We start from the raw sequence: 10882 nt of genomic DNA, 5'->3' as shown, positions 1-10882 counted from the left end.
GTGCGCGCAGATGCTGGGACGCGCTGCGGCCGGGATGGTACGTACGGGCCTCGAGCAGTGCGCCCACCTCACGCAGCGGCCAGGCCAGCTCCGCGTACGGGCGGCCGTCGACCAGGGCCTGACCCGCGTCCGGGGCGTCGAGGCCCATGATCATGCGCATGGTGGTGGACTTCCCGGAGCCGTTGGGCCCGAGGAAACCGGTCACGGCGCCGGGCGCCACATCGAAGCTCAGCTCTTCGACGGCGGCGGTCGAGCCGTAGCGTTTGGTCAGTCCGCGGACCGAGATCATCGAGACCCCCTCGGGGTGGTCGTCTTCGCGTTCATGCCTCGAAGCTAGATCCGCCCGGGTGGCCCGCGGAACGCGGCTTTCCTCCGTCCTGCCTGGGGGAAATCCCCCGGCGCCCGCGCTCAGGCGCCGGGCACGGTCTGCTTGACCTGCTGGAGGAAGGCCGGGTTGTCGGGGGACTTGCGCAGCTGCTCGATCAGCGCTTCGGTGGCCTGCCCGTTGCGTGCCTGCAGCGCGCGCCGCAGCGCCCGTACGGCGGTCAACTCCGCTTCCGGTACGAGGAGTTCCTCGCGCCGTGTCCCGGACGGGGTGACGTCCACGGCCGGGAACACCCGGTGGGCGGCGAGGGCGCGGTCGAGGCGGAGCTCCATGTTGCCGGTGCTCTTGAGCTCCTCGAAGAAGTAGTCGTCGGCGCGCGAACCGGTGTCCACCAGCGCGGTGGCGAGGATGGTGAGCGAACCCGCCTCCTCGGTGAGCCGTGCGGCACCGAACAGGCGCTTCGGCCCGGTCAGCGCGCTCGCGTCGACACCGCCGCTGAGGGTGCGGCCGCCCGAGGACGCCGCGTTGTTGTACGCGCGGCACAGACGGGTCAGCGAGTCCAGCAGCAGTACGACGTCGCGGCCCTGCTCGACGAGCCGCTTGGCGCGCTCGATGGCGAGCTCCGCGAGGGCGATGTGCTCCTTGGCGGGCCGGTCGAAGGTGGAGGCGAGCACCTCGCCGCGTACGGAACGCTGCATGTCGGTGACCTCCTCGGGCCGCTCGTCCAGGAGCAGCACCATGAGGTGGCACCCCGGGTGGTTCTCGGTGACGGCCGCGGCCAGCTGCTTGAGCAGCATGGTCTTTCCGGTCTTCGGCGGCGCGACGATCAGGCCGCGCTGGCCCTTGCCGACCGGCGTGACCAGATCGACGATCCGCGGCGTGATGCCGCCCCCGGAGTGCTCCAGGGTCAGGCGTTCGCGCGGGTGCAGGGGTGTGAGGTCCCCGAAGTGCGGGCGTGCGCCGGGGAGTCGGCCGTTGACCAGGGATACGTGGTCGAGTGCGCGCCCCTTGGCGGTGCGGGTCGTCGCCCCCGTGGTCGTCCCTTCGACGGCGTCGCCCTTGCGCAGGCCGTGGCGGCGGATCAGCGTGGCCGGGACGTGGATGTCGCCGGGTGCCGGCAGCAGGCCGGGGGTGCGCAGGACGCCGTTGCCGTGCGTGGTGAGATCCAGGATCCCGTACGCCGTGGGCAACTCGGCGGCGGTCGGGGCGGGTTCGAGTGTGGTGGTCGTGGTCATGATGGTGCGTCCTTTCGATGGACGGGGAGTTGGCATACGGGAGGGGGAAGGGCTCAACGCGACGGAAGGGCGGGGCGCCCGCGATCAGGCGCATGACCGCACGTCGGCGGAGCGTCGGAACCGGCTCGTACGCGGCCGTCAGGAGGGCGGAGCCGTCCGGAGGGTGCCGCGGGAGCGCGGTGAGAAAGGGACAGAGACTGTCCGGGAGCCCGAGGAGACGGGCAAGGAGGCCTGCCGGAGGTGGGCCGGGAGAGGAACTGCACCGGCGCCCGATGACTCAGGGCGTACACAAGTGCCACTCGCACTGTAGCAGAGCGCTCTCGCGGCGAGCCTTCGGATTCCGTACGGGACGGACCCTTGACCTCAAGTTTACTTGAGGTCCTAAGTTCCAGGCATGAGCATGGAAACCACAGCCTGGACGCAGCTGCACAGCGTGATGAACGCCCAGCAGGACAAGCGTCCCTTCGCCCGGGCCACACTGCGCCGTATCGCCGAATTCGCCCGCCCCCACCGCCGACGTATCGGACAGTTCCTGCTCATCAGCGTGGCGATGGCGTTGCTCGCCGTGGCCACTCCGGTGCTCGCGGGCTGGGTCGTCGACGCCATCGTCGACGGCAAGGACTCCGGTGCCGTCGTCCGTCTCGCCCTGTTCATCGCGGTCATCGCCGTCGCCGAGGCAGGCCTCGGCCTGGTCAGCCGCTGGCTCTCCGCAGGCCTCGGCGAGGATCTGATCCTGGCCCTGCGCACCGCCGTCTTCGACCATGTGCAGCGGATGCCGGTCGCGTTCTTCACCCGCACCCGCACCGGCGCGCTCGTCAGCCGGCTCAACAACGATGTGATCGGCGCCCAGCGCGCCTTCTCCAACACCTTGTCCGGCGTGGTGTCCAACGTGGTCATGCTGCTGCTCACGCTCGCCGTGATGCTCAGCCTGTCGTGGCAGATCACCCTGCTCGCCCTGGTCCTGCTCCCGGTGTTCATCGTGCCCGCCCGGCGCATGGGTACCCGGATGGCCGAGCTGCAGCGCGAGGCCGCCACGCACAACGCCGCGATGGGCACCCGGATGACCGAGCGCTTCTCGGCTCCGGGCGCGACCCTGATCAAGCTGTTCGGGCGGCCCGGCGAGGAGTCCGAGGAGTTCGCCGAGCGGGCCCACCGCGTACGGGACATCGGCGTACGGACCGCCATGGCGCAGGCCACCTTCATCACCGCGCTCACCCTGGTCTCCGCCCTCGCGCTGGCCCTCGTCTACGGACTCGGCGGCTGGTTCGCGATCCGCGGCACCCTGGACGCCGGCGCCGTGGTCGCCCTGGCCCTGCTGCTCACCCGGCTCTACGCGCCGCTGACCGCGCTGGCCGGTGCCCGGGTCGAGGTGATGAGCGCGCTGGTCAGCTTCGAGCGGGTCTTCGAGGTGCTCGACCTCAAGCCGCTGATCGAGGAGAAGCCGGACGCCCGCAGCGTGCCGGAGGGGCCGGTCGCCGTCGAGTTCGACAACGTCCGCTTCGGCTACCCCGCGGCCGACAAGGTCTCCCTCGCCTCCCTCGAAGAGGTCGCCTCGCTCGACACCCGCGGCGGCGAAGAGGTGCTGCGCGGGCTCTCCTTCCGCGCCGAACCCGGCCAGACCATCGCGCTCGTGGGCTCGTCCGGTGCGGGCAAGTCGACCATTGCCCAGCTGGTTCCCCGGCTGTACGACGCCGACGAAGGTGTGGTCCGTATCGGGGGAGTGGACGTCCGTGACCTGAGCGCCACCTCCATGCGGCAGACGCTCGGCATGGTCACGCAGGACGGGCACCTCTTCCACGACTCCGTACGCGCCAATCTGCTGCTCGCCCAACCGGGCGCGTCCGAGGGGGAGTTGTGGGACGCGCTGCGCCGGGCGCGGCTCGAGCCGCTGGTCCGCTCCCTGCCGGACGGCCTGGACACGGTGGTCGGCGAGCGGGGGTACCGGCTCTCCGGAGGTGAGCGTCAGCGGCTGACGATCGCCCGGCTGCTGCTCGCCCGTCAGCGGGTGGTCATCCTGGACGAGGCGACCGCCCACCTCGACAACACCTCCGAGGCCGCAGTCCAGGAGGCGCTCGCCGAGGCCCTGGAGGGCCGGACCGCCCTCGTCATCGCCCACCGTCTGTCGACGATCCGCTCGGCCGACCAGATCCTGGTCGTCGAGGACGGACGGATCGTGGAACGCGGACGGCACCAGGAACTGCTCGCCCACGGCGGACGTTACGCGGAGCTGCACCGTACGCAGTTCGCCGGACAGGAGCGGGTGGCCGGGGCCGCAGGAGCGAGGGGACGGCCGGGGCCGCATGAGCGAGCGAACGGCAGAAGCGGCATGACGCCGGGCGCAGGGCCGGGACCGCAGGTCGGCCCCGCCCCTGCGCGTCAGCGTTCGAGCGTCGTCACCTTCAGCTGCGGGTCGCCGAGGATCTCCTCCTCGGTGAACCGCTCGCTCACCCACCGCCCCCGCGAGAACAGCCGGGTCTGATCGGTGTAGTGCGGCGAGCCCTCGTCGGCGGACTGCCCGTAGGTGAGCAGGGTGGAGGCGCGCGGCCCGTCGTCGGTCAGCGTCACGGCCATCAGGAAACTGGTGCCGAACACGCCGCCCCGAGGCGTCCCCGTACCCGAATCGGCGCTCCCCTCAAGGACGTTGAAGCAGCCATCCGAGCCGTCGCAGCCGGGTAGCGGCACCCCCGCCCACTTCTGCACCGCACCGAGCTCGGCGTCCATCGGCAGGCTCTCGGCCGCGAACTCCTGCACGGTGTCGGCGAGGGCCCGTCGCACCTGCGGGTCCTCGCCCTTGATGCCGCGCGGTGTGGTGAGCGGCCGCCGCGGGTCGTACGGCACCTTGTGCCACCCCTGCGACGGCCCCCTCTCGCCGAGCCGCCCGTAGAACGAGATCCACGGCGCCGCGCCGCGGCTGCCGGCGTCCGCCCGGCCGTCCCAGCGCCCCAGCGCGGCACAGGCCTTGCGCACATCGACCACGGCCCCGTCGGTGGCTTCCAGACGAGGATGCGTACGGCACAGCGCGAGGACGTCCGAGCGGCCCGTCTCGCCCGAGAGCACACGATTGCCGAGCATCGACTCGCGCAGCGTGCGCAAGGTGAAGCCCGGTGCGCCCAGACCGTCGGCGCCCGTGCCCCGCTCCTCGATCATCCGCAGACCGAGCTGGGCGCGCGGGCCGAGGCGGGGGTTCACGTCGTAGACGGACGGGATGCCGGTCAGCGGAGCCGCCGGATTGGTGTGGCGCGGCCCGTTGTTGGAGTTGGCCACGAAGTCGTCACGGCTCAACTCGGGCTGCCGGGACGGCCCGTGGATCCCGGGTACGAGCGCATCGGGATCGCTGCCCCAGGCGCAGTCCGTCCGTGAGCCGTCCAACGCTTCGGGTGCCTCCTCGCCACCCGGCACGGCGCAGCGTTCCAGCTGCTCGTCCGTGAGGTGCGGGACGGCCGAGGCGTCCGTGAAGTACGTCCCGCCGCTGCTGTCCGCGGCCAAGGTGTAGGTCCACGGGATGCCCTGTGAGGTGTGGTGCGCGGCGCGCAGCTCGCCCAGATCGCGTGAGGTGCCCATCGCGAGCCAGGTGTTCATCGAGCGCAGATTGCTTTCGTTGGCATCCCGCAGGGCGTACGCGTGCGTGCTCGTCCAGCCGAAGTTCAGCACGGCACCGAAGCGCGTCCCGTACACCGTGCGCCGCTCGGTCCGTGGCCTGCCGTCCTCGCCTCGGACCACGACCTCGACGGTGGTACGGGTCATCCGCTCGCGCTTCCCGTCGACCACATGGCTCGTGGGGTCGCCGGGCGCGAGCTTCAGCCGGTAGAGCGAGCCGTGCCGGGCGTTGCTCGCGGTGTGGGTCCAGGCGAGCGTGCGGTTGTGCCCGATCTCCACCATGGGCGTGCCCTGCAGACTGGCGCCGGCCACGTCCAGCCTGCCGGGGATCGTCAACTGCACCTGGTAGAAACGTGAGTTGCCCACCCACGGCAGATGCGGATTGGCCAGCACCATGGCGTTTCCCGCTCCGGGACGCAGCACCTCCCGGCCGAGGGCCCAGCCGTTGCTGGCCGGCGGTGTCTTCGGTGCGGGCAGGGTGCCCGGCCGGGCCCCCGCCGCCCCCGGGGGTTTCGCATCGCCGATGGCCGCCGCGTAAGGCGCCGACCCGGACGCGGCGTTGACGTCGTACACGAGGTGCCACAGGTCCTCGGCCGTGACCGGCCCTACCCACGGCTTGCCCTTGCACCGGGCGTCGGGAATCCGGTCGACGCCGGTGTCCCGGAGATAGCGGTTGTACCCGTCGGCGTACCCCGCGACCATCTTCCTGAGCTCGTCCGCCGGCCCGAGCGGAGCCTTCCGCGCGAGCAGCTTGCGTACGGTGCCGGCCTTGCGCTGTGCCTTGTAGTACGTATCGCTCGCCAAGTTGTACGGAAGCTCCTCGCCGGGTCCGTCACCGCCCCCTGCCGGCTCACCCTGCGCGCCGAAGTACCGCGACCGTTCGCCGCGCAGCGTCAGCACCGTGTCGGCGAGCTCGCACACGTTGTCCTGGGCGAACGCGTAGCCGTATCCGTACCCCAGCGAGCCGAAGTCGCGGGCCACGATGTGCGGGACGCCGTACGCGGTCCGCCGGATCTGCACGCCGCCGGCTCCACCGTCTGCGCCGGACGCGCCCGCGGCGGGCGCGGGCAGCAGCAGCCCGGTCGCGAGCAGTCCGAACGCGGCGGCCCCGACGGCCGACCTGAACTGAAGGGATCTTGCTCCGAATAAGCGCATGGAGCCAGGCTCCCCAGGGGCCGCCGGTGCGGGCATCCGGCCCGAGGCCCGTTTCCCGGGTGTCCCGTCGGCCGGAGGGAGTAGTCCGAAGGACTACAACCGCCCGGCCCGCCGCCCCGATCCCGTCAGGCCCCGGCCGCCCGCAGCAGCTCGGCGATCTCGTCCTGGCCCTTGTCCTCGGCGTGCTGCAGCGGGGTCACCCCGTCGCCGTCCGCGAGGCCGGGGTCGGCGCCGCCGTCGAGGAGCGCCTGGACCGTCTCCTGGTGGGCCGTACCGCCGTCGCCGAGGATGACCGCTTCCAACAGGGCGGTCCAGCCGAGGTTGTTGACGTGGTCGACGTCCATGTCCGTGTTCTTCAGGACCTCGCGGATGTAGTCCGCGTGACCGTGCTCGCCCGCCGGGATCAGGGAAGTTCCGCCGTAGCGGTTCTCCAGCGCGTAGTCGGGCTCGGCGGGGATCAGCACCCGGGCCATCTTCACGCTGCCGGATACGCCCGTCACCAGCCAGGCGCTGTCGTCCTGCTCGTCCTGGGCGTCGGGGTCGGCGCCCGCTTCCACCAGGATCCGCGCGGCCACGTCATGGTCGCCGGTCGCGGCGAGCAGCAGCGGCGTACGGCCACGGTCGTCACGGACCTCGATATCGGCGCCGTCGTCGAGGGCTTCGCGTACGGCGGCGGGCTCGCCCTTCTCGGCCGCGGCGAGCAGCCGGTCCGACGCCTCGGCGTCCGTGCCCGCCGGCGACTTGGACGCGGACTCGGAGGCCGAGGAGGAAGACGAAGCCGAGGACGACGGCCGGTCGGCGGCGGCGCCCTCATCGGAGGAGCCGCATGCGGCCAGCAGCGTCACCGCGGAGAGCAGCAGCGCGGCCGGGACGAGAGTACGGCGACGGGTCCGTCGGGTCGGCTCCACGGTGGTCTCCTCACAGTCGGTGCTTCGTCTGCCGATCGTCGCCTGCCCGCCGGCCTCGGCACATCGCTCCACCGGCTGCCCCGGAGCGATACGGAAGGTCCCTTGCCGGGGATACGGACGGGCTACGGCCAAGTCCACCGATCGGTTGATGCGACCGCTCGGCGGAGGGTTCGCAAGAGGGCTGTGCTCCTAATTGGGCCGTGCTCCTAAGGAGGCTGTGCTCCTAAGGAGGCTGTGCTCCTATGGACCGGCAGGGACCGATACCCGTAGACCCATGGCCATCTCCTCTCGCCCAAAGTCGGAAGCGGGCCTGTGACCTGCGTCCATAGCGTCGCAGCATGACTCTTGACGCCACAGCGACCAGGGCGGGGACCGCGCGCCCGGCCGGGATGCGGTCCGCGGAACGGGCCCTCGCCCCCGACCTCGCCCGCGGACTGATGCTGCTGCTCATCGTGCTGTCCAACACGGCCTACCACCTGTGGCGGTCCGAGTACGGGCCGTCCGGATGGCAGCCGGTGACGGGCGGGTGGCTTGACCACGCCGTGCAGTTCGGGATGATCACGGTGCTCGATCTGCGGGTCTATCCGCTCTTCGCGTTCCTCTTCGGCTACGGGATGGTGCAGCTCTATCAGCGTCAGCGGGCCGCCGGCACCAGTGAGCGGGCGGCTGTCGGCATCCTGCGCCGGCGCAGTCTGCTGCTCGTCCTCATCGGCCTCGCCCACGCCACCCTCTTCATGGCGGGCGACATCGTCGGCTACTACGGGGTGATCGGCTTCGTCCTCGGCTGGCTCTTCCTGCGCCGCAGCGACCGCGCCCTGAACCGGTGGATCGTGATCGCCACGGTCCAGCTGCTCGTCATCTCCGCCGAACCCGTCGTATCGGCGCTGCTCCAGGGCGACTTGGGGTCGCTCGGCGAGGTGAGCGGGACGCCCGGCTACGAGGCGTACGCGAGCGAGGAGGGCGACTGGCTGACGGCGGCCGGAACCCGCCTGTCCAGCGGTCTGTTCGTCACGTTCGCCGCCGCTCCCTTGTCCCTGGTCGGCGGCGCGTACGTGATCTTCCTGCTCGGTTTCTGGGCCGCACGCCGCCGCGTCCTGGAGGAGCCGTCCCGCCATCTGCCGCTGCTGCGCCGTACGGCTGTGCTCGGCATCACGATCGGCTGGCTGGGCGCGCTGCCCTCGGCCCTTGCCCATATCGGGGCCCTGGACGTGCCCGCGCATGCGCAGAGCGAAACCGGTGTGCTGATGATCGTGCGCGAGCTGACCGGGATGGCGGCCGGGCTCGGCTATGTCGCCGCGATCGCCCTGTTCGTGGCCTGGTGGAACCGGCGTGCGACAGGACCGAACCGCGCGGTGACGGCCGTGGCCGCCGTCGGCAAGCGCTCCCTGTCCTGCTACCTCGCCCACTCCGTCCTCTTCGCCCCGCTGCTCGCGGCCTGGGGCATGGGCCTCGGCGCCCATCTGACCAGCTGGACCATGATGGTGTTCGCGACCGGGGTGTGGCTGGTGACGGTGGCGGCCGCGTACGCCTTCGAGCGGCGCGGGTGGCGCGGTCCGGTGGAGGTGGTGCTCCGCAAGGCGATGTACCGGTAGCCGATGTGCGGTGGCGGTGTGCGCCGGCAGCCGGGTTATTCGACAAGGAGAGCACCGGCCAGTACAAATTCTGAGTTACTGCTGGCAGAACCGGGCCCGGCAGAACAGAGTGACTGCCGGCAGGACCGGACCGCCGCTGCAGGACGGAGTACGCACCGCACATGGCCGGCATCAAAGATGTGGCGAAGCACGCAGGGGTGTCCGTGGGCACCGTGTCCAATGTGATCAATCACCCGGACATGGTCGCGGAGGAGACCCGCAAGCGGGTGCGCGCCGCCATAGAGCGCCTCGGCTATGTCCGCAGCGAGTCGGCGCGCCAGCTGCGCGCCGGCCGCAGCCGGATCATGGCGCTGCTCGTTCTGGACATGGGCAACCCGTTCTTCGTGGACGTGGCGCGCGGCGCCGAGCGCGCCGCGCGCAAGGCCGGACTCGGCGTGATGGTCTGCAACAGCGCGCAGAGCCCGCAGGAGGAGGCCGACTATCTCGGGCTCTTCGCCGAACAGCGGGTACGCGGTGTGCTGCTGACCCCGGCGGACGCCACCGGCCGCAACATCGAGGCCTTCCGCCGGCACAACATCCCCTTCGTGCTCGTGGACCGCGTCGCCGAGGGCGTCACCGAATGCTCCGTCTCCGTCGACGACATACAGGGCGGCGCCCTCGCCGTACGCCATCTCGTGGACGCCGGACACCGCAGCATCGCCTACGTCAGCGGCCCCGCCGACCTCAACCAGGTACGCGACCGCCGCCAAGGTGCCCTGGACGCACTCGCCGGGGCGGGCCTGCCGGCCGAGGCGCTGCGGGAGCTGCCCACCGAACACCTCGACGTCGCCGCGGGCCGCGACGCGGCCTCGCGGATCCTGGGTCTGTCCGAACGTCCCACGGCCGTGTTCTGCGCCAATGACCTCCTGGCGCTCGGGGTCCTGCAGACCATGTACGCGGCGGGCGTCCGGGTCCCCGAGGAGATGGCGATCGTCGGCTATGACGACATCGAGTTCGCGGCGGCCGCGGTCGTCCCGCTCACCTCGGTGCGCCAGCCGGCCGTGACCATGGGCGCGATGGCGGCCGAACTGCTCCTGGAGGAGACCGAGTCGGACGACCACGAGCACCGGCGCGTGGTGCTCCAGCCGGAACTGGTCGTGCGCGGCTCCAGCCTCCCGGGGCGCTGACCCGGCGTCCTCGCTCCCCGGGTGCCCCGGCGTCCGCCCGCCCCTGTCCGTGCGGCAAGCTGAGGCCCGGTCATGGGAGGGGACATACGGTGAGTTCGGGGTGGGCGCATGCCCTGGGGGAGACGGCGCTGACGATCCTGCTGCCGGAGGCCGACCCTCTGATACGCGAGGACTTCCCGGCCCATGTCTCGGTGCTCTTCCCGTTTCTGCACCGGGACCGCATCGATCCCTCGGTCCGCCGCAGGCTCGGGGAGCTCATGCGCACCCATGAGCCCTTCGGCCTCACCTTCGCGGAATTCGGCCGCTACCCGGGCGTGCTCTACCTGGACCCCTGGCCGGCCGACCCGGTGCGGGCGCTGACCAAGAGTGTCGTCGAGGCATGGCCCGCGTGCGCGCCGTATCGCGGCATCTTCGGCGAGGACGGACTGCGGCCGCATCTGACCCTCGCCAACAGCCTGGGCCCCGACGCGGCACCGGCCGTGTACGACGCTCTCGAAGCCGCACTGGCCCCCTTGCTTCCGCTGACCGTGACCGTCCGCCACGTGACCCTGGTCACCTGGGACGGCACGGCCTGGCGGGACACGGAGCGTTTCGCGCTCGGGACCGGGTCCCACGCCAAGGGACCGTGACCCGCGTCGCCGAGACTTCAGCGCATCGCCGCCGCGAGCCGCGCGGCCCGCGCTTTGAGCGTCAACTGCACGTCGTCCGCCGGGGGTTGGGCGCCCTTGGCGCCCTGGAGGTGCGGTGCGCCCCAGCCCAGGGGCCGGCGGCGGCGTGGTTTCTGCACGGTCATACCGGAGTCAACGACCGAACCCGGCTTCGGTCGCACATGTGAGGTGGAGCGCACACCTTCGACCGTCGGATGTGGAGCGCGCACATCCGGCAGCCGACGCCGCGTGTACGG

8 protein-coding genes and 1 pseudogene are annotated in these 10882 nt (G+C 71.5%); 4 read left to right on the top strand and 5 right to left on the bottom strand.

From position 1 onward, the window contains the following. Nucleotides 1-289: ATP-binding cassette domain-containing protein (locus tag JAO81_RS42115; protein ID WP_233414821.1), on the bottom strand; the 289-nt coding region annotated here is incomplete at its 3' end. Between the two features lie 119 nt (nt 290-408). Next, nucleotides 409-1596, bottom strand: a complete 1188-nt coding sequence (gene rho / locus JAO81_RS02250) for a transcription termination factor Rho (protein ID WP_374194248.1) — start codon at nt 1594-1596, stop codon at nt 409-411. A gap of 358 nt (nt 1597-1954) precedes the next feature. Between rho and JAO81_RS02245 the strand changes: the two are divergent. Then, a pseudogene (locus JAO81_RS02245) lies at nt 1955-3805 on the top strand (ABC transporter ATP-binding protein); the annotation flags it as partial. 131 nt (nt 3806-3936) lie between these two features. Here JAO81_RS02245 and JAO81_RS02240 read toward each other — a convergent pair. Both JAO81_RS02240 and JAO81_RS02235 read right to left on the bottom strand, forming a co-directional pair. Further along, entirely contained in the window at nt 3937-6312 is a 2376-nt protein-coding gene (locus JAO81_RS02240; RefSeq protein WP_199546008.1) for a penicillin acylase family protein, read from the bottom strand. A gap of 125 nt (nt 6313-6437) precedes the next feature. Beyond that, entirely contained in the window at nt 6438-7016 is a 579-nt protein-coding gene (locus tag JAO81_RS02235; protein ID WP_233414836.1) for an ankyrin repeat domain-containing protein, read from the bottom strand. Between the two features lie 542 nt (nt 7017-7558). Here JAO81_RS02235 and JAO81_RS02230 point away from each other — a divergent pair. The 3 genes from JAO81_RS02230 (at nt 7559) to JAO81_RS02220 (ending at nt 10607) form a co-directional block, all read left to right on the top strand. Next, nucleotides 7559-8812: a DUF418 domain-containing protein gene (locus JAO81_RS02230; protein WP_233414820.1), complete on the top strand. Its 1254-nt coding sequence runs from the start codon at nt 7559-7561 to the stop codon at nt 8810-8812. Between the two features lie 161 nt (nt 8813-8973). After that, a complete protein-coding gene (locus JAO81_RS02225; RefSeq protein WP_199546007.1) occupies nt 8974-9978 on the top strand; it encodes a LacI family DNA-binding transcriptional regulator in 1005 nt (334 codons plus the stop codon). An 89-nt stretch (nt 9979-10067) separates the two neighbouring features. Beyond that, the gene (locus JAO81_RS02220) at nt 10068-10607 is read left to right on the top strand and encodes a 2'-5' RNA ligase family protein (RefSeq protein ID WP_307813112.1); all 540 of its coding nucleotides are present in this window, start codon (nt 10068-10070) and stop codon (nt 10605-10607) included. Nucleotides 10608-10624: 17 nt separating this feature from the next. On the opposite strand, the gene JAO81_RS02215 is transcribed toward JAO81_RS02220, so the two are convergent. Continuing rightward, the gene (locus JAO81_RS02215) at nt 10625-10765 is read right to left on the bottom strand and encodes a hypothetical protein (RefSeq protein ID WP_233414819.1); all 141 of its coding nucleotides are present in this window, start codon (nt 10763-10765) and stop codon (nt 10625-10627) included. Nucleotides 10766-10882: the final 117 nt, after the last annotated feature.

The organism is Streptomyces sp. N35, from assembly GCF_016464295.1.
GTDB lineage: Bacteria > Actinomycetota > Actinomycetes > Streptomycetales > Streptomycetaceae > Streptomyces.
This window is presented reverse-complemented; position numbering and strand designations above follow the sequence as displayed.

Bases quoted from the DNA above. Each gene is read 5' to 3' on its own strand.
- JAO81_RS02240 (WP_199546008.1), bottom strand. From the start codon at position 6,312: ATGCGCTTATTCGGAGCAAGATCCCTTCAGTTCAGGTCGGCCGTCGGG.
- rho (WP_374194248.1), bottom strand. From the start codon at position 1,596: ATGCCAACTCCCCGTCCATCGAAAGGACGCACCATCATGACCACGACC.
- JAO81_RS02230 (WP_233414820.1), top strand. From the start codon at position 7,559: ATGACTCTTGACGCCACAGCGACCAGGGCGGGGACCGCGCGCCCGGCC.
- JAO81_RS02225 (WP_199546007.1), top strand. From the start codon at position 8,974: ATGGCCGGCATCAAAGATGTGGCGAAGCACGCAGGGGTGTCCGTGGGC.